Raw genomic sequence first — 24,270 nt, 5'->3', positions numbered from 1 at the left:
ATGCCGCAGTTCTTTATTGACCGCCCGATCTTCGCCTGGGTGGTCGCCCTGTTTATCCTGCTGGCCGGTCTGCTGGCGATCCCGCAACTGCCGGTGGCGCAGTACCCCAACGTCGCACCGCCGAAAGTCGAGATCTATGCGGTGTACCCCGGTGCGTCGGCGCAGACCCTGGATGAAAGCGTGGTGAGCCTGATCGAGCAGGAGCTCAACGGCGCCGATCACTTGTTGTATTTCGAGTCCCAGAGCAGCCTCGGTTCGGCCACCATCACCGCCACCTTCCAGCCCGGCACTAACCCAGAGATGGCCCAGGTGGACGTGCAGAACCGCCTCAAAGCGGTCGAGCCGCGCCTGCCGCAAGCGGTAACCCAGCAAGGCTTGCAGGTGGAAAAAGTCTCCGCCGGCTTCCTGCTGCTGGTGACCCTCACGTCCAACGACGGCAAGCTCGATGACGTCGCGCTGAGTGATTACCTGGCGCGCAACGTGATGAACGAACTCAAGCGCCTCGACGGTGTGGGCAAGGCCCAGCTGTATGGTGCCGAGCGCGCCATGCGCATCTGGATCGACCCGCAGAAACTGATCGGGTTCAACCTGACGCCGGCCGACGTGAACGCCGCGATCAGCGCGCAGAACGCCCAGGTTTCGGCCGGCAGCATCGGTGATTTGCCGGGCACCAACACCCAGGAAATCACCGCCGCGATCCTGGTCAAGGGCCAGCTTTCAACGCCAGCCGAATTTGCCGACATCGTGCTCAAGGCCAACCCCGACGGCTCGACCGTGCGCATCGGCGATGTGGCGCGGGTGGAAGTCGGCAGCCAGGAATACCAGTTCTCCACTCGCCTGAACGGCAAGCCGTCCACCGCCGTCAGCGTGCAGCTGTCGCCCGGCGCCAATGCGCTGAGCACCGCCACCCTGGTGCGGGCAAAGATGGACGAGCTGTCGCGCTACTTCCCGGCCAACGTGGAGTACAAGATCCCGTATGACACCTCGCCGTTCGTCAAGGTCTCGATCACCAAGGTGGTCTACACCCTGCTCGAAGCGATGGCGCTGGTGTTTGCGGTGATGTTCCTGTTCCTGCAGAACGTGCGCTACACCCTGATCCCGACCCTGGTGGTGCCGATTGCCTTGATGGGCACCTTTGCCACCATGTTGCTGCTGGGCTTCTCGATCAACGTGCTGACCATGTTTGGCATGGTACTGGCCATCGGCATCCTGGTGGACGACGCCATTGTGGTGGTGGAGAACGTCGAGCGCATCATGGCCACCGAGGGCTTGTCGCCCAAGGAAGCGACGAAGAAAGCCATGGGCCAGATCACCGGGGCCATCATCGGCATCACCCTGGTGCTGGTGGCGGTGTTCCTGCCGATGGCGTTCATGGCCGGTTCCGTGGGGGTTATCTACCAGCAGTTCTCGTTGTCGATGGCCACCTCGATCCTGTTCTCGGCGTTCCTCGCCCTGACCTTGACCCCGGCCCTGTGCGCCACCTTGCTCAAGCCGATCGCCAAGGGTGAGCACCATGCCAAAGGAGGCTTCTTCGGCTGGTTCAACCAGCGCTTTGAAAACCTCACCGACCGTTATGAAGGCTGGGTGGCGTATGCCCTCAAGCGCAGCGGCCGTTACCTGCTGATATACCTGGTACTGCTGGTGGGCCTGGGCTGGATGTTCAGCCGCCTGCCCTCCTCCTTCCTGCCGGTGGAAGACCAGGGCTACACCATCACCGACATCCAGTTGCCACCGGGTGCGAGCAAGAACCGCACGGTGCACGTGGCCGAGCAGATCGAAGCGCACAACGCCGAGGAACCCGGGGTGGGCGACACCACCATGATCATGGGCTTCAGCTTCTCCGGTTCGGGGCAGAACGCCGCGCTGGCATTTACCACGCTCAAGGATTGGTCCGAGCGCAGCAGCGATGATTCGGCCTCGTCGATTGCCGACCGCGCCAACATGGCCTTCAGCGAGCTCAAGGACGCGGTTGCCTACGCGATCCTGCCGCCGCCGGTGGACGGCCTGGGCACGTCCAGTGGCTTCGAGTTCCGTCTGCAAGACCGGGGTGGCGTGGGCCATGCTGCACTGATGGCGGCGCGTACCGAATTGCTGGCCGCCGCCGAGAAAAGCCCGATCCTGGCCAACGTGCGCGAAAGCGCCCTGGCCGAAGCGCCGCAAGTACAGCTTGAAGTGGACCGCAAGCAGGCGAACGCACTGGGCGTGTCCTTTGCGGACGTAGGCAACGTGCTGTCCTCGGCCATCGGTTCGGCCTATATCAACGACTTCCCCAACCAGGGCCGCATGCAGCGGGTGGTGGTGCAAGCCGAAGGCGACCAACGCAGCCAGGTCGCGGACTTGATGAAAATCAACGTGCGCAACAACGCTGGCAAGATGGTGCCGCTGTCGTCCTTTGTCGAAGCGAAATGGACCCAGGGCCCGACCCAGCTGACGCGCTATAACGGCTACCCGGCCATCGCGATTTCCGGCGAAGCGGCACCGGGACACAGCACTGGTGAGGCAATGGATGAGATCCAGCGCCTGGTCAGCCAGTTGCCGGCAGGTTTGGGCCAGGAATGGACCGGTCTGTCGTTGCAGGAGCGTTTGTCCGGTTCCCAGGCGCCGTTGCTGCTGGGCTTGTCGCTGCTGATTGTGTTCCTGTGCCTGGCGGCGCTGTATGAAAGCTGGTCGATCCCGACCTCGGTGTTGCTGGTGGTGCCGCTCGGTGTACTCGGCGCGGTCCTCGCGGTGGGCTTACGCGGCATGCCCAACGATGTGTTCTTCAAGGTCGGCCTGATCACCATCATCGGCCTGTCGGCGAAGAACGCGATCCTGATTATCGAGTTCGCCAAGGACCTGTATGACCAAGGTGAAGACCTGGTCACCGCCACCTTGAAAGCCGCGCGCTTGCGCCTGCGGCCGATCATCATGACGTCCCTGGCGTTCATCCTCGGCGTGGTGCCGCTGGCGATTGCCACCGGTGCCAGTTCGGCCAGCCAGCAGGCGATTGGTACGGGGGTGATCGGCGGCATGATCACGGCAACGCTGGCGGTGGTGTTTGTGCCGGTATTCTTCGTAGTGGTCATGAAGCTGGTGCGCAAGCGCCACAAAACAGACTGATCAACGCCCCCCTGTAGGAGCTGGCTTGCCAGCGATGCAGACACCTCGGTCTTTCAGACACACCGAGTCGATGCGATCGCTGGCAAGCCAGCTCCTACAAGGGTTATGGTGCTCACATACAACTGCCTGTGAGCCTCCATGCCCTTCCTCGCCCGCACCCACCCTCGCCTCTCCGCCGCCGCCGTGTTCGGGATTGCCGTGGGCATCCTGGTGCCGGCCGACACCTTCGTCAGCAAAATCCTCATCGGTTGGAACGCCGGCGTCTGGACCTATCTGGTGCTGATGCTGTGGCTGACCCGCCGCGCCAAGGCCGAGGACGTCAAACGCATCGCCGAGATCGAAGACGAAAACGCCGGCCTGGTGCTGTTCACGGTGTGCATCGCGGCCATTGCCAGTTTGGCGACCATCACCTTCGAACTGGTGGGCAGCAAAGACCTGGCCACCTCGGAACGCCTGCTGCACTACGGTTTCACCGGGCTGACAGTGATCGGATCGTGGTTGCTGATCGGAGTGATCTTCAGCGTGCATTACGCGCGCCTGTATTACACCTGGGACGGCAAGGAGCCGGCGTTGCGCTTTGCCGAGGGCCTGACCACCCCCAATTACTGGGACTTCCTGTACTTTTCCTTCACCATTGGCGTGGCGGTGCAGACCTCCGACGTGGGCGTGGCCACCCGTGGTATGCGCAAGGTGGTGCTGGGGCAATCGTTGATCGGGTTTCTGTTCAACACCGCGATTCTGGGGTTCTCGATCAATATCGCCGCCGGGCTGTTCGGCTGACGCTGCACAAACCTTCTAGACGCCCAACACACGCTGGGCGCTAATAGCCTCACTTATTCCGACTCGGTGTTTTATGGCCGCGCACAATTGGATCGACCTGTCCCAGGACGCCGATACCGGCATCGAGACCCTGCGCGCGCATTTTGAAGGCCACGCCTACGACCCTCACTGGCACGACAGCTACCTGATCGGCGTCACCGAACAAGGCGTGCAGCAATTCAACTGTCGCCGCACGCGCCACAACAGCGTGCCGGGCCAGGTGTTTCTGGTGGAGCCCGGCGAGCTGCACGACGGCGACGCGCCCACGGCAGACGGTTTTACCTACCACATGCTCTACCTCGACCCGCACTGGTTGGCGCGGGAAGTCAGCGCCGTGTTCGAAGAAGCGCCGCTGGACAGCCAGTTGAGTTTCGCCACCACCTTGACCAGCGATCCACGCCTGGCCCTGGCCACCAGCCAGGCCTTTCAGACCTTGCACAGCGGCGAATTGCGCATCGTGCGCCAACGCGCCATGGACCAATTGCTGGAGCGCCTCACCGGCCAACTCTATTGGCGCACTCGCTACCGCGACGACCCGCGATTGCCCTTGGTGGCGCACAAGGCACGGGAATACCTGCACGCTCATTTGCAGGTTGATGTGGGCATGGGCGAACTCGCGCAGGCCTGCGGCGTCGACCGCTTCCGACTGACCCGCGCGTTCAAGAGCGCGTTTGGCCTGCCCCCTCACGCCTATCTGGTACAACTGCGTCTGGCCCGCGCCCGGCACTTGCTGGCCAGGGGCGAACAACCAGCGGAGGTCGCGATTGCCCTGGGCTTCTGCGACCAGAGCCACTTGGGGCGTTGGTTCGTGCGCGCCTACGGCCTCACGCCCGCCGCGTACCGCAAGCGCTGCTCAAATCTTCCAGACAGGTAGCAAGCGGGCTTGTGAAGATCGACTCCATCGATTGGTTTATTGGAGTCTGCCGTCATGTTGCCGTTTATGTTGTTCGCCTTTGTGGCGTCGATCACCCCCGGCCCCACCAACATCCTGGTGCTGAGTAACAGCGCACGCCACGGCTTCAAGGCAGCCTTGCCGATCATTCTCGGTGCCTGCGCAGGTGCTGCGGGCCTGGTGTTGGTGGTGGGCAGCGGGTTTGGCCAGTCGTTGGTGCATGTGCCCAAGGTGCAAATGGCCATGCAATGGATCGGCATCGCCTGGTTGAGTTACCTGGCCTGGCAGATCTTCAGCGCACCCGCCCAAGCCATCGAAGTGCAGGCCAGTGAAAAACCTCTTGGCCTGATCGGCGCCGCCAGCTTGCAGCTGATCAACCCGAAAACCTGGATGATGGCCCTGGCGGTGGTCAGCGTATTTGCCGGCAACGGCGCTGAGCGCCAGAGCCACGTGGTACAACTGTCCCTGGTATTTTTCCTGATATCACTGCCCTGCCTGGGCACGTGGGCGCTGCTGGGCGCAGGGTCGGCACGGCTGCTTCGTTCGGCCAGGGCGATGCAGCGCTTCAACCGGGGCATGGCACTGTTGCTGCTGGTGGCGACCTGGCTGAGTGTGGTGATTTGACGCACCGGCCATCTGACTTTGTCCTACAACCGCTTGACGACTTTCCTCATTTGATGGTTTCCTGAAACCGGTTTCAGTCATTCCAATAAAAACAGAAGGTCGATGACCGTGAACAACTTTTCTGCCGCCCAGCGCAGCCGCGTGACCATGCTTGATGTGGCCGAGCGCGCCGGGGTGTCCAAGGCCAGCGTGTCGCGTTTTATCGGCGACGACCGCGCCCTGCTCTCCGATGCCATTGCCTTGCGCATCGAGCAAGCCATCGAACAACTCGGCTACCGCCCCAACCAGATGGCCCGTGGCCTCAAGCGTGGCCGCACGCGCCTGATCGGCATGCTGGTGGCCGATATCCGCAACCCCTATTCCATTGCCGTGATGCACGGCGTCGAAACCGCCTGTCGCCAGCACGGCTACAGCCTGGTGGTGTGCAACACCGACCGGGATGACGAGCAAGAGCGCCAGCACCTGGCGGCCCTGCGTTCGTACAACATCGAAGGGTTGATCGTGAACACCCTCGGCCATCACCTCGACCAACTGCTGGAACTGCAACGGGAAATGCCCCTGGTGCTGGTGGACCGCAAGGTCGAGCCGCTGCACAGCGACCTGGTGGGGTTGGATAACCCAGCAGCCGTGCGTATGGCGGTGGAGCACCTGGAGCAACAGGGTTATCGCGATGTGCTGATGGTGAGTGAAGCCACCGATGGCACCAGTTCGCGCTTGGAGCGCCTGAACAGTTTCAAGACTGAAATCGCTAGCCGCCCGGCATTGACCGGCGCTGTGTTGGAGTTGGATGGAACGCTGCAAAAACACTTGCAGACCTTTCTCGCAAAACCTGGCCCCAAGGCGCTGTTCTGCGCCAACGGTGTCGCGGCGTTGGCCTGCACCCGTGCGCTGAAAAATCTGGGCTGCAACCTGTTCGATGACGTGGGCCTGATCGCCCTGGATGACCTGGATTGGTATCCATTGGTGGGCAGCGGCATCACCGCCCTCGCCCAACCCACCGACGCCATTGGCGCCAGCGCATTCGACTGCCTGCTCAAGCGCCTGCGCGGCGATACAGAGCCGACACGCACCCTGGACTTCCTGCCCCAACTGATCATCCGAGGCTCCACAACCCCTTGTAGGAGCGAGCTTGCTCGCGAAAAACGCCAACGATAACGCAGCGATCCTGGTTTAACGCGGCGCTCTCAGGTTTTTCGCGAGCAAGCTCGCTCCTACAGGAAAGTGTTTTTTTCAAAAAAAATGAAACCGGTTTCAGAGGTAAACAACAATGCATAAATACCCCGTCTCCATCAGCCTTTCCAGCTACGGTGCCGACTTGGTACGCCAGCAGGGCCAATTGAGTTTTGTTGAGGTCCTCGCCGCCGCCGGTGCACAGCGCATCGAATGGCGCGAAGAACTTTTAACCGACGAACAGCCCACCGAACTGGCCCAGGCCGCGGCGCAACAGGACCTGGAGTCGGTGTTCTCATCGCCCCTGGAACTGTGGGTCGCCGGCCGCGCCCAAGCGAATGCCGAACTCGCCGCCACCCTGGATCGCGCGCAGGCGTTTGGCTCACGCTGGCTGAAAGTCTCCCTCGGTTACTTTACCGACACCAATGACCTGGAAAGCCTGCACGCCCTGCTCAGCCGTCACTCGGTTCAGTTGCTGGTAGAGAACGACCAGACCCTGCACGGTGGCCGCATCGAACCCCTGCAGCGCTTTTTCACCGAAGTGGAACGCCTGGGCCTGCCGGTAAAGATGACCTTCGACATCGGCAACTGGCAGTGGCAAGACCAATCCGCCCTCACCGCCGCGCGTCTGCTGGGCCGGCACGTCGCTTACCTGCACTGCAAGGCGGTGGCGCGGCGTGCCGACGGCAAGCTGGTCGCCCTGCCGCCTGGCGCCACCGACCTGCATCTGTGGGAACAACTGCTCAAGCACATGACTCCAGGTATTAGCCGAGCCGTGGAATTCCCGCTGCAAGGCGATGACCTGGTCGCGGTCACTGCGCAGCAGGTCGCCACCCTTACCCTGCTGGGCCAACCTCGTGCGGAGCATGCTCATGTCTGAGATCGATATCCTCTCGTTTGGTGAAACCATGGCGATGTTTGTCGCCGAGCAAACGGGTGATCTGGCCCAGGTGGCTCAGTTCCATAAACGGATCGCGGGTGCCGACAGCAATGTCGCCATCGGCCTGTCGCGCCTGGGTTTCAACGTCGCCTGGCTGAGCCGAGTGGGCAATGATTCGCTCGGGCGCTTTGTGGTCGACACCTTGACCCAGGAGGGCCTGGATTGCCGGCATGTGGCGATTGATCCGGCACATCCCACCGGTTTTCAATTCAAGTCTCGTGAAGAAGCGGGTGATGATCCCCAGGTGGAGTACTTCCGCAAGGGTTCGGCGGCCAGTCAGTTGTCTATCGCTGCCATCAGCCCTGCCCTGCTGCAAGCCCGCCATCTGCATGCCACCGGCATTCCGCCCGCACTGTCCGAGGCGACGCGCGAATTGTCCGTCGAGCTGATGACGCAGATGCGCAAGGCGGGGCGCAGCGTGTCGTTCGATCCCAACCTGCGCCCGTCGTTGTGGGCCAACCAACAAACGATGATCCGTGAAATCAACACGCTCGCGGGACTGGCTGACTGGGTCTTGCCGGGCCTGGGCGAAGGCCGCCTGCTCACCGGTTTCGATGACCCGGCCGACATCGCCGCGTTCTACCTCGACCAGGGCGCCGAAGCCGTGGCGATCAAGCTCGGCCCGGATGGCGCCTACTACCGCACCCAGATGGACCAGGGCTTTGTCGCCGCGGTGCGGGTGGAAAAAGTCGTGGATACGGTCGGTGCCGGCGACGGTTTTGCCGTGGGCATGATCAGCGCCCTGCTGGAAAACCTCAGCTTCCCCGAGGCGGTACAGCGCGGCAACTGGATCGGCAGTCGCGCCGTGCAAAGCCGTGGCGATATGGAAGGCCTGCCCGCCCGTTCAGAGTTACCGATCCGATCCGTTGCCTAACCCACTACCTGTTGCCACAACTACAACAAGCTCAGGAGCAACCCCATGGACACCGTGAAACTCGCCACCCGCCGTTGGTGGTACATCATGCCCATCGTTTTTATCACCTACAGCCTGGCCTACCTGGACCGCGCCAACTACGGCTTCGCCGCCGCCTCCGGGATGGCCGAAGACCTGATGATCACCCCTGGCATGTCGTCATTGCTGGGCGCACTGTTTTTCCTTGGCTACTTTTTCTTCCAGGTGCCGGGGGCGATTTACGCGCAAAAGCGCAGCGTCAAGAAGCTGATCTTCGTCAGCCTGATCCTGTGGGGCGGCCTGGCCACCCTCACTGGCGTGGTGTCCAACGCCTACATGCTGATCGTGATTCGCTTCATGCTCGGCGTGGTCGAAGCCGCCGTGATGCCGGCGATGCTGGTGTACCTGTGCCACTGGTTCACCCGTGCCGAACGCTCGCGCGCCAATACCTTCCTGATCCTCGGCAACCCGGTGACCATGCTGTGGATGTCCGTAGTGTCGGGCTATCTGGTGCAGCATTTCAGCTGGCGCTGGATGTTTATCATCGAAGGCCTGCCGGCCGTGCTGTGGGCGTTTATCTGGTGGAAGCTGGCCGATGAGCGTCCAAAGGACGCCAAGTGGCTGAGCGATACCGAGAAACAGGACCTCGAAACCGCGCTGGCCGCCGAGCAAGTCGGGATCAAGGCGGTAAAGAACTACGCCGAGGCCTTCCGCTCGCCCAAGGTAATCATCCTGGCCCTGCAATTCTTCTGCTGGAGCATCGGCGTGTACGGCTTTGTGCTGTGGCTGCCGTCGATCCTCAAGCAAGGCTTGCAGATGGACATGGTCGAGGCCGGCTGGTTGTCGGCGCTGCCTTACCTGGCGGCGGTGATTGGCATGCTGGTGGTGTCCTGGGGCTCGGACAAGCTGCAAAAGCGCAAGCGTTTCGTGTGGCCGCCGCTGCTGATTGCCTCGATTGCTTTCTACGCGTCCTACGTGCTCGGCGCCGAACACTTCTGGTGGTCCTACACCTTTCTGGTGATTGCCGGGGCCTGCATGTACGCGCCCTACGGCCCGTTTTTTGCGATTGTTCCGGAGATCCTGCCGGCCAACGTCGCCGGGGGCGCCATGGCGCTGATCAACAGCATGGGTGCCCTGGGTTCATTCGGCGGTTCGTACCTGGTGGGGTATCTCAATAGCAGCACCGGCTCGCCCGGCGCTTCATACCTGCTGATGAGCGGCGCATTGTTGCTGTCGGTGGTACTGACGATTTTTCTCAAGCCCGGCGCCAGTGACCGCACGCCGGTGCCCAACCTGGAATTGAAGGTAAAGACCGCATGAAAAAGTCTGTCGTGTTGTACAAAAAACTTTCTGCGCCGCTGATGGCCCGCCTGCATGAACAGGCCGATGTCACCTTGATTGAAGCACTCGACGACACCGGCCTGGCCAAGCTGCGCGACGCCCTGCCCGGCGCCCACGGCCTGTTGGGCGCCAGCCTGCGCCTTGACGCCAAGCTGCTCGACCTGGCGCCGCAGTTGGAGGCCGTGGCCAGCGTCTCGGTCGGCGTCGACAACTACGACATCGACTACCTGACTGGGCGCGGCATCCTGCTCAGCAACACCCCCGACGTGCTCACCGAAACCACCGCCGACACCGGTTTTGCGCTGATACTGGCCACCGCGCGACGTGTGGTCGAATTGGCCGACATGGTGCGCGCCGGCCAATGGAACAAAAACATCGGCCCGGCGCATTTCGGCAGTGATGTGCATGGCAAGACCCTGGGCATCATCGGCATGGGCCGCATCGGTGAAGCCTTGGCCCAGCGTGGGCATTTTGGTTTTGGTATGCCGGTGATCTATCACAGCCATTCGCCCAAGCCGGCGGTGGAGGCACGTTTCGACGCGCAATACCGCAGCCTGAACGACTTGCTGCAGCAGGCCGACTTTGTTTGCCTGACACTGCCGCTCACCGCTGAAACCGAGAAACTGATTGGCGCCGAACAGTTCGCGCTGATGGGCCCGGAGACGATCTTCATCAATATTTCGCGGGGCAAAGTGGTGGATGAAGCGGCGCTGGTGAAGGCGCTGCAACAGCGCACCATTCGGGCGGCGGGGTTGGATGTGTTTGAAAAGGAGCCGCTGGATCACGGCTCGCCGTTGTTGCGCTTGAACAATGTGGTGGCCACGCCGCATATCGGCTCGGCCACCCATGAAACGCGAGAGGCCATGGCCAAATGTGCGGTGGATAATCTGTTGCAGGCGTTGGCCGGTGAGCAGCCGAAGAACCTGGTCAACGCCAACGCCTGGAACCGCTGACCCTGTAGGAGCCGGCTTGCCGGCGATGGCGTCCTCAACCCGGTGCAGGATTCAAGGGCCTCATCGCCGGCAAGCCGGCTCCTACAGATCAGGGCAACAGGGTCAGATAATGAAACGCGCCACCATCCCATTCAAGTCAACCGCCAGGCGCGACAGTTCGTGGCTGGCCGCACTGGTCTGGTTGGCACCCGCCGCCGACTGGGTCGCCAGGTCGCGGATGTTGACCAGGTTGCGGTCGACTTCGCGGGACACCTGAGCCTGCTCTTCCGACGCGCTGGCGATCACCAGGTTGCGTTCGTTGATCAGGCTGATGGATTGGGTGATCTGCTCCAGCGCCACACCGGCGGCGCGGGCCATTTCCAGGGTGTCCTGGGTACGCTGGTTGCTTTGCTGCATCGATTGCACGGCTTCACCGGTGCCGTTCTGGATGCCGGCGACCATTTTCTCGATTTCCTGGGTCGACTGCGCGGTGCGATGGGCCAGCGCACGCACTTCGTCTGCCACCACGGCAAAGCCACGCCCGGCTTCACCGGCACGGGCCGCTTCAATGGCGGCGTTGAGCGCCAGCAGGTTGGTCTGCTCGGCAATCGCGCGGATCACGTCCAGCACTTTGCCGATGTCGCGGCCTTGGGTGGCCAGGCCTTCAATCATCGCAGCGGTGTTTTGTACGTCTTGGGTCATGGTCTGGATTGCGCCGACGGTTTCCACCACACGGTCGCGCCCTTCACGGGCAGCCTGGTTGGACTGGCTGGACGCTTCGGAGGTGGACACCGCGTTGCGCGCCACTTCTTCCACCGCCGCCGTCATCTCGTTGACCGCCGTGGCGGCCTGATCGATTTCATTGTTCTGTTGCTGCAAGCCTTTGGAGGCTTCTTCAGTGACCGCGCTCAACTCTTCCGCTGCCGAGGCAAGCTGAGTGGCCGAACCGGCGATGTGCTGGATGGTCTGGCGCAGGTTGGCCTGCATGGCCGCCAAGGCGCCGAGCAAGCGCGCCGGTTCGTCCTTGCCGTCGTCTTCGATGGCTTTACTCAGGTTGCCACCGGCGATGGTTTCGGCAACCTCCACGGCTTTGCGCAGCGGCGTGACAATGCTGCGGGTCAACAGCCACGCCAGCAGCACGGTGAGCAATGCGGCAGCGATGGAAACTGCAATGACGCCGGTGATCGCGCCGTCGTAACTCTGCCCGGCTTCAGCGTCAGCGGTCTTGGCATCGGCCGCGTTGATGGCGATGAGCTTGTTCAGTTGCTCGCCCATCTGGTCGGTGCCGTCCTTGATGCGGCTGTTGATCAGCGCGCGCATCTCATCCACTTTGCCCTGCCTGGACAGCGCGAGCATGTCGGCCTGGGCCTTGAAGTAGTTGTCCAGCGTGACCACGAAGGTTTTGTACAGCGCGGCTTCTTCCGGGCCGGCAGGCAGTGCAGCGTAGCTGGCCTGGGCCGTCTTGACCTTGTCGGCGAGCACGCCCATGCGGGTTTCAGCCTCTTGCAGGCTGGCAGGTTCGCGGTTGACCAGCACACGGAACGACAAGATGCGCAGGCGTAGCACGTTCTCGGTGATGATGCCCAACGAGGTCACGCTGGGCAGTTGGATCGCGGTCATGTCCACGGAGGACTGCCGAATCTGTGCCATGCGGTTGACCGCAAACACCCCCAGTAAAACCACTAACAACGCAATGAATGCAAAACCGAGAAACGCTCGAGGGGCAATATTCAACTGGCGCAGGGACATAGGGGGGGTGCTCTCAGAAGTAGTGTTTGCGAGCGTCCCTGCTGCGAAACGATCAGTCGGCGTCAACGCGCCGCTCTGACCTGTGGTCACCACTGTTGTCGTTGGTATGTGGGCCTATCCTCGATATCGGCAGGGCCTGGGGTTTCCCGCAGGTCATTCATAAATATTTTTTTACACTTCTGACGACCGGCGCTTTCTGGCATCCTGCGCCTCCATTTTCTGACCCGAGCCCGTATTTTGTCTGACGCTCAAGCCCCCCGCCCGCGCTATAAATCCGACCTGATCTACGGCCTGGAAGACCGCCCGCACTTCACCGCGGCGATTTTTGCCGCGTTGCAGCACGTGCTGGCAAGTTTCGTCGGGATCATCACGCCCACGCTGATCGTCGGTGGCGTGCTGGGCCTGGAAAGCGAAGTGCCGTACCTGGTGAGCATGGCGCTGTTTGTGTCGGGGCTCGGTACCTTTGTGCAGGCGCGCAAGTTCGGCCCGATCGGTTCCGGGCTGCTGTGCCTGCAGGGCACCAGCTTTTCCTTTATCAGCGTGATTCTCAGCGCGGGTTTCATGGTCAAGGCCCGAGGCGGCGGCACCGATGAGATTCTCTCGACGATCTTTGGCATCTGCTTCTTCGCCGCGTTTATCGAGGTAGTGCTGAGCCAGTTCATTGGTAAGTTGCGCAAGCTGATCACCCCGGTGGTCACTGGCACCATCATTACCTTGATGGGTTTGTCGCTGATCAAAGTGGCAGTCACCGACATGGCCGGCGGTTTCGGCGCCAGCGACCTCGGCGCCGCCAGCAATATGGGCCTGGCGGCGCTGGTATTGCTGACTATCGTGGTGCTCAACCGCTTCAATAACCCGTTCCTGCGCCTGGGCTCCATCGTGATCGGCCTGACTCTGGGCTTTGTCGTGGCCTGGCTGATGGGGCGTGTGGATATGGCCGCATTGCCCCAGGTGCCCCTGATCAGCGTGCCGGTGCCGTTCAAATACGGTTTCTCGTTCGACTGGGTGGCGTTTATCCCGGTGGCGGTGATCTTCCTGATTTCGCCCCTGGAAGCGGCCGGTGACCTGACCGCCAACTCGATGATTTCCCAGCAGCCGGTCAAGGGTCCGCTGTACATCAAACGCATCAAGTCGGGCCTGCTGGCCGACGGCCTCAACTCGGCGATGGCAGCCACCTTCAACAGCCTGCCGATGGTAACTTTCGCCCAGAACAACGGGGTGATCCAGTTGACCGGCGTGGCCAGCCGCTATGTGGCGTACTTCATCGCCGGCCTGCTGGTGTTGCTGGGGCTGTTCCCAATGATCGGCGCGGTGTTGCAACTGATGCCCAAGCCGGTGCTGGGCGGCGCGACCCTGATCATGTTCGGCACCGTGGCCGTGGCGGGCATCAAGATCCTCGCCGAAGCCGGGCTGCATCGCCGCAATGTGCTGATCGTGGCGATTTCCCTGGGCATGGGTCTGGGCGTGGCCGCCGTGCCGGAAGTGTTGCGCGACCTGCCCAAGGCGCTGCACAACATCTTCGAGTCGCCGATCACCGTGGGGGCTTTCTGTGCAATCCTGCTGAACATTTTCCTGCCGGAAGAGTTCATAGAGCTGGAAGAAGATGAATTTGATCCAGAGTCCTCGACCCTCAAAGTGATGCAGGATCCGGACGTCACCAAATAGGAGCACTTATCGATGCGCAAGCTCATGGTTCTATCGCTGTTGCTGCTGACCCTGAGCGCTTGCGCGCTGTTCCCCAACCGTGACCCGGTGAACATCAACGTGGTGGGCATCGAGCCCCTGCAGAGCCAGGACCTGGAAGTGCGCTTCGCCGTGAAGCTGCGGGTGCAGAACCCCAATGAAACCGCGATCGACTACAACGGCGTGGCCCTGGACCTGGAGGTCAATGGCCGGCCGCTGGCGTCAGGGGTGAGTGATCAACGCGGCTCCATCCCACGCTTTTCCGAGACCGTGCTGATGGTGCCGGTCAGTGTTTCGGCGTTTTCGGTGTTGCGCCAAACCCTGGGCCTGAGCCAAACGCAGAGTTTGAACAACCTGCCTTATGTGCTGCGGGGCAAACTGGCGGGCGGTCTGTTTGGCACGATGCGCTTTGTTGACCGTGGCACACTGGACCTGCCGAATACTGCCACCTGGTAAACGCCATGCAACCGACGCTGTACACCGAACGCTTGATATTGCGCCCGCTGACCCTGGACGATGCCGAGGTCATCCAGCAGCTTTTTCCCCACTGGGAAGTGGTGCGCTATCTCACCGCCGAGGTGCCCTGGCCCTACCCCGCCAACGGTGCACGCAGCTTCCTGGAACACGTGGCCTTGCCGGCCATGGTACGGGGCGAGGAATGGCACTGGTCGATCCGTTTGAAAAGCGCGCCTGACGCGCTGATCGGCAACATCTGCCTGACGGATACCGAGGACGACAACCGTGGGTTCTGGCTGGGCCGGCAATGGCAAGGCCAGGGACTGATGACCGAAGCCAGTGCCGCAGTCACCGATTACTGGTTCGGCGTGCTCGAGCGGCCATTGATGCGTGTGCCCAAGGCTGCGCCCAACTTGGGGTCGCGGCGGATTTCTGAACGCACGGGGATGCGCTTGATCCGGACGGATGAAGGCGCGTTTGTAGCAGGCACATTCCCACGGGACATCTGGGAAATGACCCGTGAGGAATGGCTGGCATCACACCCTCTGTAGGAGCCGGCTTGCCGGCGATGGCGGAGTATCAGTCACTGCATTGGTTGGCTGAACGGACACTATCGCCGGCAAGCCGGCTCCTACAGGGGTTACTGTGTTTTAGTCGGTGATGTAGCGCACGCCTGGCTTTGCGCGCTCATCCACCACCAACTCGAATACGTCCGGCCGGGCATAATGCCCCACCACGTCATAGTCATACCGTGCGCGCACCAATTCATCGGTATTGATTTGTGCCGTCAACAGTCCGGCCTCTCCCAGCAACGGTCCCGCCAGAATGTCGCCCATGGGCCCGATAATCACGCTGCCACCCGCGATCAACGGGCGTTCGGCTGGCCAATTGGCGACCTCCATCCCCAGCGCTGCCGGGGAGGCCTGCACCTGGCAAGCACTCACCACAAAGCAACGCCCTTCATGGGCCACATGGCGCATGCTCACCTGCCACATCTCGCGCTCGTCCACCGTCGGCGCGCACCATATCTCCACGCCCTTGGCGTACATCGCCGTGCGCAGCAACGGCATCATGTTTTCCCAGCACACTGCACCGCCGACACGTCCCACCGCCGTATCAATCACCGGTAGGGTGGAGCCGTCGCCCTTGCCCCAGATCAGCCTTTCTGTACCAGTGGGCATGAGCTTGCGGTGCTTGGCCACCAGCCCACCCGCCGGCTCGAAATAAAGCACGGTGCAATACAGCGTGCTACCACTGCGCTCGATCACGCCGAGTACCAAGCTGGCGCCGGAGCGCGCCGAGAGTCCGGCCAGCGCCTCCGTTTCAGGGCCCGGCACATCGATGGCATTGGCAAAATAGCGAGCAAAGGCTTCACGCCCTTCCGGCAGGCGGTAACCCAGTTGCGTACCAAACCCTTCGCCCTTGGGATAGCCACCGAGCAACGCCTCCGGCATCACCACCAGTTGCGCACCGCTACGAACGATTTCGTCTTCATAGCCGAGAATTTGCGCCAGGGTTTCAGCCTTGCCGCCGGGCAAGGAACCGATTTGCAACGCGGCCACAGTAGAAACAGGCATCACGATCACTCCAAAGTCAGGGGTTGCCCATTCTCCCGTCAGCCTCGATCATGAATAAAGCCCACTTCAGTGCTGAATGATATGAGCCAGATCAATATCGCCCAGATCGATCTCAACCTGCTGAAAACCTTCGAAGCCTTGCATGACGAATCCAGCGCCAGCCGCGCCGCCTTGCGCCTGGGCGTGACGCAGTCGGCCATCAGTGCAGGCTTGCGGCGTTTGCGCGAGGTGTATGGCGATCAATTGTTTGTGCGCACCGGGCGTGGCCTGGCGCCGACCCTGAGGGCCAACCAGTTGAAACCGCTGATCAGTGAAGCACTGGATCGCTGCCGACAGAGCCTGGCCATGGTCGATCCGGCCAACCAGCAGTATCAGGGGCGCTCCGTAGTGCTGGGGCTGTCGGATGATTTCGAGATTGCCTATGGGCGCCGCCTCATGGAGGAAATCGCACGACGGGCGCCGAAACTACGGGTGATTTTCCGCCAGACCCATAGCCAGATCGTCGCAGGCGCCCTGCTAGATCGCACCTTGGACCTCGCGATCACAGCCGGTGGCTTTGCTCAGGGCCGACTGAGCCGCCAAGTACTGGGAGAAGGCGATTACCGCTGCCTGGTGGACTCGGACCAGGCCAGCATCAGCCTGGAGGAGTTCGTCACTCGCGAGCACGTACTGGTGTCGTCAGGCGGATTCATAGGGATTACCGATGAGGGTTTAGCGGCGCAAGGGCTGAGCCGACAAGTGTGTGCGTCCACCAGCCACTTCGCCGCGCTGCCTTTTCTGCTCAAGGGCAGCCAGGCGGTGGCGACCATTCCCGGTCACGCCGCCGAGGCCATTGGCGCGATGACCGGGCTGCGGGTACTGGCTTGCCCTGTGGCTCTGCCGCGCTACCCAGTGGAACTGGGTTGGCGCACACAGGCGCAGCTCGATCCGTTGTTGCTGAAAGTGCGTGAAGCGATTGTGGCGAGCTTTACTTAGCCGCCGCCATCAACTTGTTGACCTCACTGCGCACCATGTTCGAAAACTCCGGCGGCGACATGCCGTCGAGTTCGGCGCGCACCCACTCGGCCCACTTGCCCTTGCGCTTGGCGCGCTCACCGAACAAGCGGGCCGCTTCGCCCTTGGCCTTGCCCAGGTTGGTTTGCCACAGGTCGTAGAGGCGGGACTTTTCATCTTCCAGCTCGGCGCGTTCGGCGAGGGTCTTGTTGGCCAGATTGAAGCTCATGTTGAATTACCTGCTGCACAAATAGGCGACATCTTACACTGTAGGTCGAATTTTCCTGATCCGGATTTTGCTCGAAACGGCCGGTCGGCAAAAAAACTGCAACTTTTGCCAACGCCCGACACTCCATTGTTCACTGTCACATTCACTCGCAAGGAGTCACACAATGGCCCGCAAAACTGCTGCCCAAGCCGTCGAAGACCAAATCAAGGACCAAGCCTTCAGCGAACTCACCGCGCTGATCGAAGAATCGGACAAATTGCTCAAAAGCAGCGCCTCCCTGGTCGGCGAGGAAGGTGAAACCCTGCGCGAACAGGTCGCCATCAAACTCAAGCAAGCGTTGGATTCGGTGTCCAGCGTGCGCGAACGTAGCAAGCCGGTAGTCGACGCCACCGAAACCTACATCGGTGGCCACCCATGGCAGACCGTGGCGATTTCCGCCGGATTTGGCCTAGTCGTAGGCCTGCTGCTCGGCCGTCGCAACTGAAACAATCGGGGTTGCGCAACTGGCGCAGCCCCGTTCAATCTTCGGCCAGTGCCTGCAACTGCCTAAGATCTTTCGTGTCCATTTCAATACCTGCCTGCTGGGACTTCGCGCGCGTACGATGACGTCGATCCCCCGGCAACCGCCGCAACCCCGCTGCATGCATCTGCCGCACCAGTTCCTGGCTGCGCTCGGCGAAGCTTTGCCCGGTGGTTTTGCTCGGGTCGATCACAATCACCAACTGGCCGGTCCAGGGCGTACGTGCCCCCGGATGCTCCGACCAATTGAACTCGAACGAAAAGTTGCCGCCCGTCAACGCCGCCGCCAGCAACTCGACCATCATCGACAGCGCCGAGCCCTTGTGCCCGCCAAACGGCAATAGCGCCCCGCCTTCAAGAATGGCCTTGGGGTCCTGGGTCGGCTGACCGAGGCTGTCGACGCCCATGCCCGGTGGCAGGCGCTCGCCTTTGCGTGCGGCAATCTGCACGTCGCCGTGGGCGATGGCGCTGGTGGCGAGGTCAAACACAATGGGAGGGCCGTCCGCCCGTGGTGCAGCGAACGCGATCGGGTTGGTGCCGAACAACGGCCGGTCGGCGCCATGGGGCACCACACAGGTCATGCTATTGACCACGCTCAGCGCCACCAGGCCTTCTTCGGCAAAGGGCTCGACGTCTGGCCACAACGCGGCAAAGTGATGGGAGTTGTGAATGGCCAACAGCGCAATACCAGCACTGCGGGCCTTGTCTACCAACAGTGACCGGGCGGCTGCGAGTGCCGGCTGGGCAAAACCATTCGCCGCATCCACCCGCACATAGCCACTGGCGACGTCTTCAACGATGGGCACTGCCTTGCCGTTGACCCAACCACTGTTCAACGTCGACACATAGCCAGGCACGCGAAACACCCCGTGGCTATGGGCCCCGTCACGCTCGGCGCTGGCGCAGTTCTCGGCCAGTACCTGAGCCACCGATTCAGACGTGCCGTGCCGGAGAAAGATGCGCTGTAACAGCAGCGTCAATGTCTCGTAGCTGAGGTGCGTGGTTGAAGCGTCGTGATCCAAAGGCGATGCAGACATCGGTAGCTCCCGTTTAATTATTGGAAGGGGCACTGCGTACGAACAATCGGCAGTGACGATTAAACAGTGTTTCGCGCGTGGCTGTCGACCACGACAAGCGGCCCGGCGTGTCAGACATATCTACTGCCGCTCCATGGGACGACGACTCTAGGCTCACGACTTCTCGGGCGGGCCATGTGCACCGCCTCAACGCCTTTGAGGGTCCACCCAATGAGTCAGGTACAACCACCCTATTTTTTTCCTGAGGTCCTGCGTTCAGCCTGGAAGGAGCGCGATCGCGAACGACACTTCGGAATCAACGCCAGCGACAGGGAGTTTCTGCGCAGCTTGCCTTTGAGCAGCAATGAGGAGCGACGCAAGCAAGTTCCCCCCATGATCGCCCAGACGCTTTGGCTGAATAAAAACAGCCCCGCGGAGTTGGAACTGGTGGGCAGTTTCATGATGAGTTCAACAGGCACCTACACCAGCGCCTTTCTCTACACACCGTATGGCGGGCTGGAAAAATTTGAAAGTCGAGCGCTATTACTCAGTGAGCTGACTGAGCGCTTCAACACGCCGGCCAAGGCCGATGAACTCTTGCAGTTCATTGCTCTGGGCACGCGTTCAGGATTGAGGCTGCCCCGCACCCTGCTGCTGACGCCTGTGGATATTGAGGGCGATGTATTTGACGAGCAGAAAGCCGCCATCGACCACCAGCAAACGCTCAACCTGCAAGCCGTGCTCGCCGAGCTGGTGAAGTTACCCAGCCTCGACACGATGCTCCAGGCGCTCCTCACAGCCGTGTTTCACTCACTCTTCCCCAGGCTTGACCCCAACCGGACCCGAGTCAATTTCTTCAAATTACCACCCACGGAAGGGGAACCGCGGCAATGGGTCAGTTCGCTGTCGATCAGCGAGGTGCTCTTGATGATTTACCGTCAGCAAACCTGGCCGGTGGGCCAAACCCGCGAGTTCTTTCATCCCCAATCCATCACCGCCTCCAACAACGCAACCCGCTGGGAAGGCGGCCTGAAACAGGCATCAGAACAATTATCATCGTTCTTGCAAAATGCCCTTGAGACGTTCTGGAACACAGAGTCGCCAAACGGCACCTCACGTCGCGAACTCCTGGCGCACACCATGGAGCACAAGGCCCGAATCGATCTATTGCTCAAACGCCAGAGTGAGATCATCACACCTGAACAAGCCGATGAACTGGCCGCCCTCTACCACGCCAACGGAGCGCCGCGCACGCAAGCCAGTGACGGATTACGCTTTGAGACGGTGCGATTCTGGGAGCACGCCTCTCATTTCGTCGAGCTGAGCAGTTCGGTGATGATCGCGAATGCGCATACCTGGTTTTACTCGCCGCCCAAGGGATTGCAGGTACTGGCCGATCACGACGACCTGATTCAGTTCTTAAAGGCAATGGTCAAGGCGCCCGCCTACGAAGACGATGCCTACAACTTCCTGTCCCTGGAGGAACGCCTGTTGTTTATCGGTTTTACCCAACCGTCAGTCAGCGGCAACCTGATTGTCGGCAACGTGTTCGAACACCTGATGGAGGGCATCATCGACAAACAACGACAGAACCTGATCTACGTTCTCGGACAGTTCCGACGTGAACGCGGCGACATCAACCTTTCGGCACTGCTGGATCACGCCATGGACGTGCGCTTCATGGTCGATGACAAGCTCTTGACGCTGGACACTGCACACCGCTGGACCACCCACTCTGTGTTGGCTGATCCTCTTCGACCCATTTCGGTCGCTGCTAAACGAGCGGAGCAGTTGCATAAACAGCTGATTGATATCCCGGGCGCACTGGAGGCCCAGATCAACCCACTGCCGTCCATCACAGCCCCACTGGCCGATGAGTTATCTCGCAAGGAAGAGAGATCACTCAACCTTGCAAACCTGTACATCCATCTCTACGCCGAAGATGCCATCCCCTCCCCGCTGGAATGGCCGCTGGGGAGTGAGAGCGTGTCGGAGCAATTCGCCAAGCGCCTAGCGGAAGGTTTTCGCCCAATTCCTGAGTTCGCTCGATACGGCATTTACGAGCGAGGTAATATGGGTTACGGGAAGAAACTGTCCAGGGTAGACGTCAAAACATTCAATCAGATTGTCGATAACGTCGTGAACTTCTATAAAGAAAACAAGATCGAAGACGTTCCCCGTCAGCACCTGGAGAAACTGCTACCGGTGTTGAGCTACACGATGTCCAACGCGATACTGAACCAGGCCCAACTGCGACGCCTTAACAAAACCCTGAACCCCAGGGACGAAGCCATCGTTCAGGCCGTGTTTGACCTGGACAACCCCGACCGTCGTCGGCGGGAGGACCTTGAAGGTTTTATCCCGGATGTCTATCGCATCACCGTCCAACGTGACAACGAGACACTGCGCCACAGCCTGGCCAATTGCCTGATGATCACCGAACGCGGCGGCCTGGACCACCACCATTCGGGTCACGCGATTCTCTGGACCCCCGCCTGGGGCCTGGAAGCCTTCGCCTCTGCGCTCTTGGCAAAAGAGGAGCTCGAGAGGCGCCTTAAGGATCCTGCCGCGAGTCTGGCACTCTTGGAAAACCTTGACCCTCACCAGCGCCTGCCCCACGCCGTCCATACCTTGGGGGCGTTCTGGCTGATCACCGGGTCGGTCAGCGAAAACCGCCAGCAGTCCTGGATCGACCACTACATCGCCCAACGGGCCCATTGGCTGGCACAGAAACCCACCGGCAAAGCACTATTGAAGCTTATGGCGGTGTTGCCTACCCCAGTCCTTGGAGGGGCTGCACAGCTCGCCCATCATTTTGTCGCACAACGCTCACTACCCGCCTGGCTGGGCATGGCGGGCCCTGCTGAACAGCAGCACCATGCTGAGCTGCTTGAGCAATATCGGCTCAATACCCAGGATGAAAAAGACTATCTGTACGAGCTTTTCTCATTGCGCCAGCAGGTTCACGACAAACTGAACGATATGCTGGTGGACTATTCCGTTTACCCGGAAGACGTCTTTATCACGCCACGGCTCGCCTTGGGCGGTCAACAACGGAACCTTACCGACTACGCCCTGGCTCACATCAACGAGCAGGCGAGTTCCTTTACCGTGGAGTCAAGCGCAACGCAACTGACTGAATCGACGATCCGGCAACTCCTGCTCAAATTGAACATCGCCCAGGTCGCTCACGATTACCTGAAAGAGAAACTGGCCCCCGACCGACCAGGCGCACTGGAGCGTGAGCTGCGTTTTATCCGGCAATTGCCGTGGCAACTGTTGCAACACGCCCATGCGCTAAAACTGCAAGAACGGCTATCGGAAACTGGCTACAACCTGATTCAGCAGGTCGTCGACATGCCGGACGCCATCGCCCGGGCCACGATCGCAGGTGCCACCGCGACCATTCGTCCCCTTGAGATGATTGCCACACCAGGCGCCAGCATCGCAAAGGCACTTGGGCTTTACGTGATCAGCGCAGGTACCACTGGGCCGCTGATTCTCTACGCGCCTTACTATCCCGGCCAGTGCTTCATGGAGTTCGAAAACACTGTGCAGTTTCTCAGCCATCTGAATGTACCTGGCAAACTGCAAGACTGGATCACTGCCCACCTGGAGGGCGCTGACAAAACGAAATATAAAAATCTACTGGCCAGCACCGCGGGTGCCACCTCCGAAATCACCTTGGCCAATCAACCGATCAAAGGCCACGCCATCAAGCAGCTTTATCAGGACAACCAGGTGGTGATGGGGCGAATGCTTAACGCTCAGCAAGACCCCGATGGGCAGAGCCGTTGGGACACCATCAAAAGTCTCTTGAGCAGCGGCGTGCAGATCTCCGTGCGACTCTTGCCGGGAAAACTACAGATACCCGCTTTACTCTGGCAGAGCTATGAACTATTCAAAGACTCCGCCGAGGCCCTGCAACAGCATCATTGGCGGCATGCATTGCGTTCGTTCATTCTCGGTATGGCCACGATGGCAGGGGTGGGATGGTTGATTCGCACGCCAGCGCCCGAAGCCCTTCCTCCTGCCTACGAGGAAGTTAACGCGAGCGACCTTAGGACCGACAATACCGTCGTTGCACCTACCGTCAAGGACATCGACGTGACCGACCCCAGGCGCACACGTCTGCAATCCTTCGAAATCAGCCAGGTGGCGTTGCAAGACTTGCAAAAGCAAGCAGGAACAGGCCTCTACGCGACCGCAGACGGCAAGACGCTTTACGGTGCCGTGGAGGGTAAGGTCTACCCGATCAAGAAAACCCCACAACTGCGGATAACCGACCTGCCCGCCAGCAGCGAAGGCCCGCGGCTCTCCAGTACACCTCAGCACCAACTGGTGCTTGATCCGGATCATCACCCACTGCGATACGGCCAAGTCATCACACGGCTAGGTAATGATTTCGTGAGCCGCTTGAGCGCCGGGCTGGACATGAATATCGAAGCCAGTGGCATGGAAGAGGTTCGCCGGCTCTACCCGACCAAGGCCTGGCAAATTATCGAGGCACTGGATATCGCAAGAACTTATGCATTACGTGCAATGCATAACATGGCCCAACTCCAAAAGCGGGCTAAAGGCACACGCCTAGAGGGGATCCTGAAGAGAGTTTTTGATGTCGGACATATTGACACTGGCATCCGAAAAAAAGTGTACGACGCCATCACCCCCCTGTGCATAGCGTTGCAAGACCCCGACCTTGACGGATGGGACATGTCACGTTTCGTGGTTGGGGCCAGAAGACATACGGCGCAACAGGTGGTCGCATTCGTCGTCGATGGCGACAAAAAGGAACGGGTTTTTTTTACCGATCTGTTCTTTGATCAACGAATACTGCAACACAAGTACGCAAATCTATTGACCGCCCCCTTCAACATTGCAGGCCATGCGCGAGCGTCCACATTGATCCACGAGTTTTCCCACCTCTACTCGCGTACCGAGGATATCTGCTACACCGAAGCCCGCCGGCCGTTCCTGGACCTGATCGATACCAGGACTCAAAGAGGGAGGGACGAACACGCATTGTTGAGGGACTTTCAGAGCAACATTCTGTCGCTGCGCACACCGTTTCGTCAGCTGTTCTCGCGATGGTTCCCTAGCTCCGGCAGCTCCAGTGGCTCCAGTGGCTCCGGTAATTGGGTGACTATGGACTCTGCCAACTCGGACGACCTGGCCGCCAAGGCCATCATGGAAACCACAGCCACCACAAGCATCAATGACGCCCGTAAGGCATTTTTGAATACTGCATCAGCAGAAAAACGCATTGACACAATCCTGCGCAACGCCGACTCCGTTGCCCAGCTTATTTGTGAAATGGGGCGTGAGCTCGACCCTTGATA

The 24,270-nt window shown here is 60.7% G+C and carries 19 protein-coding genes; 15 read left to right on the top strand and 4 right to left on the bottom strand.

Annotated features, from left to right (window positions below; all coding sequences use genetic code 11):
- The 9 genes from HX868_RS29125 (at position 1) to HX868_RS29085 (ending at position 10,730) form a co-directional block, all read left to right on the top strand.
- A complete protein-coding gene (locus HX868_RS29125; protein WP_177005238.1) occupies positions 1-3,099 on the top strand; it encodes an efflux RND transporter permease subunit in 3,099 nt (1,032 codons plus the stop codon).
- A 138-nt stretch (positions 3,100-3,237) separates the two neighbouring features.
- On the top strand, positions 3,238-3,879 hold the full coding sequence (locus tag HX868_RS29120; protein WP_177005237.1) for a DUF1345 domain-containing protein: 642 nt from the start codon (positions 3,238-3,240) through the stop codon (positions 3,877-3,879).
- 73 nt (positions 3,880-3,952) lie between these two features.
- Positions 3,953-4,792 (top strand): AraC family transcriptional regulator, encoded by an 840-nt coding sequence (locus HX868_RS29115; RefSeq protein WP_177005236.1) that lies wholly within the window; start codon positions 3,953-3,955, stop codon positions 4,790-4,792.
- Positions 4,793-4,846: 54 nt separating this feature from the next.
- On the top strand, positions 4,847-5,434 hold the full coding sequence (locus tag HX868_RS29110; RefSeq protein ID WP_177005235.1) for a LysE family translocator: 588 nt from the start codon (positions 4,847-4,849) through the stop codon (positions 5,432-5,434).
- A 102-nt stretch (positions 5,435-5,536) separates the two neighbouring features.
- Complete coding sequence (locus HX868_RS29105; RefSeq protein WP_177005234.1) at positions 5,537-6,589, top strand: LacI family DNA-binding transcriptional regulator; 1,053 nt, start codon at positions 5,537-5,539, stop codon at positions 6,587-6,589.
- Positions 6,590-6,701: 112 nt separating this feature from the next.
- Positions 6,702-7,484 carry a sugar phosphate isomerase/epimerase family protein gene (locus tag HX868_RS29100; RefSeq protein ID WP_177005233.1) on the top strand — a complete coding sequence of 261 codons (783 nt, stop codon included), beginning with the start codon at positions 6,702-6,704 and terminating at the stop codon, positions 7,482-7,484.
- Complete coding sequence (locus tag HX868_RS29095; protein WP_177005232.1) at positions 7,477-8,418, top strand: sugar kinase; 942 nt, start codon at positions 7,477-7,479, stop codon at positions 8,416-8,418. Before HX868_RS29100 ends, HX868_RS29095 begins: the two co-directional genes overlap by 8 nt.
- Positions 8,419-8,463: 45 nt before the next feature.
- Entirely contained in the window at positions 8,464-9,756 is a 1,293-nt protein-coding gene (locus tag HX868_RS29090; RefSeq protein WP_177005231.1) for an MFS transporter, read from the top strand.
- Positions 9,753-10,730 carry a 2-hydroxyacid dehydrogenase gene (locus HX868_RS29085; protein ID WP_177005230.1) on the top strand — a complete coding sequence of 326 codons (978 nt, stop codon included), beginning with the start codon at positions 9,753-9,755 and terminating at the stop codon, positions 10,728-10,730. Before HX868_RS29090 ends, HX868_RS29085 begins: the two co-directional genes overlap by 4 nt.
- A gap of 102 nt (positions 10,731-10,832) precedes the next feature.
- Here the strand turns inward: HX868_RS29085 and HX868_RS29080 are convergent, their stop codons facing one another.
- The gene (locus tag HX868_RS29080) at positions 10,833-12,458 is read right to left on the bottom strand and encodes a methyl-accepting chemotaxis protein (protein ID WP_177005229.1); all 1,626 of its coding nucleotides are present in this window, start codon (positions 12,456-12,458) and stop codon (positions 10,833-10,835) included.
- A gap of 237 nt (positions 12,459-12,695) precedes the next feature.
- Between HX868_RS29080 and HX868_RS29075 the strand changes: the two genes are divergently transcribed.
- The 3 genes from HX868_RS29075 to HX868_RS29065 are packed head-to-tail and all read left to right on the top strand — an operon-like array spanning position 12,696 to position 15,148.
- Entirely contained in the window at positions 12,696-14,123 is a 1,428-nt protein-coding gene (locus HX868_RS29075) for a nucleobase:cation symporter-2 family protein (RefSeq protein WP_028615910.1), read from the top strand.
- 12 nt (positions 14,124-14,135) lie between these two features.
- Entirely contained in the window at positions 14,136-14,597 is a 462-nt protein-coding gene (locus HX868_RS29070) for an LEA/WHy family protein (RefSeq protein ID WP_016979398.1), read from the top strand.
- 5 nt (positions 14,598-14,602) lie between these two features.
- Positions 14,603-15,148, top strand: coding sequence for a GNAT family N-acetyltransferase (locus tag HX868_RS29065; protein WP_177005228.1), 546 nt, complete (start codon positions 14,603-14,605; stop codon positions 15,146-15,148).
- Between the two features lie 99 nt (positions 15,149-15,247).
- Here the strand turns inward: HX868_RS29065 and HX868_RS29060 are convergent, their stop codons facing one another.
- Positions 15,248-16,174 carry a carbon-nitrogen hydrolase family protein gene (locus HX868_RS29060; RefSeq protein ID WP_177005227.1) on the bottom strand — a complete coding sequence of 309 codons (927 nt, stop codon included), beginning with the start codon at positions 16,172-16,174 and terminating at the stop codon, positions 15,248-15,250.
- Between the two features lie 81 nt (positions 16,175-16,255).
- On the opposite strand from HX868_RS29060, the gene HX868_RS29055 reads away from it, so the two are divergent.
- Positions 16,256-17,149, top strand: a complete 894-nt coding sequence (locus tag HX868_RS29055; RefSeq protein ID WP_177005226.1) for a LysR family transcriptional regulator — start codon at positions 16,256-16,258, stop codon at positions 17,147-17,149.
- On the opposite strand, the gene HX868_RS29050 is transcribed toward HX868_RS29055, so the two are convergent.
- Positions 17,142-17,396: a hypothetical protein gene (locus HX868_RS29050; protein WP_003190904.1), complete on the bottom strand. Its 255-nt coding sequence runs from the start codon at positions 17,394-17,396 to the stop codon at positions 17,142-17,144. The two genes, HX868_RS29055 and HX868_RS29050, sit on opposite strands and share 8 nt — an antisense overlap.
- A gap of 163 nt (positions 17,397-17,559) precedes the next feature.
- Here HX868_RS29050 and HX868_RS29045 point away from each other — a divergent pair, with 163 nt between their 5' ends.
- On the top strand, positions 17,560-17,880 hold the full coding sequence (locus HX868_RS29045; protein ID WP_095015928.1) for an ElaB/YgaM/YqjD family protein: 321 nt from the start codon (positions 17,560-17,562) through the stop codon (positions 17,878-17,880).
- Positions 17,881-17,914: 34 nt separating this feature from the next.
- On the opposite strand, the gene HX868_RS29040 is transcribed toward HX868_RS29045, so the two are convergent.
- Positions 17,915-18,952 (bottom strand): Ldh family oxidoreductase, encoded by a 1,038-nt coding sequence (locus HX868_RS29040; RefSeq protein WP_177005225.1) that lies wholly within the window; start codon positions 18,950-18,952, stop codon positions 17,915-17,917.
- 210 nt (positions 18,953-19,162) lie between these two features.
- Between HX868_RS29040 and HX868_RS29035 the strand changes: the two genes are divergently transcribed.
- Entirely contained in the window at positions 19,163-24,268 is a 5,106-nt protein-coding gene (locus HX868_RS29035) for a dermonecrotic toxin domain-containing protein (protein WP_177005224.1), read from the top strand.
- The last annotated feature ends 2 nt before the right edge of the window (positions 24,269-24,270 follow it).

The sequence above is a fragment of the Pseudomonas reactans genome, assembly GCF_013385825.1.
In the GTDB taxonomy this organism is placed as follows: domain Bacteria; phylum Pseudomonadota; class Gammaproteobacteria; order Pseudomonadales; family Pseudomonadaceae; genus Aquipseudomonas; species Aquipseudomonas reactans.
This window is presented reverse-complemented; position numbering and strand designations above follow the sequence as displayed.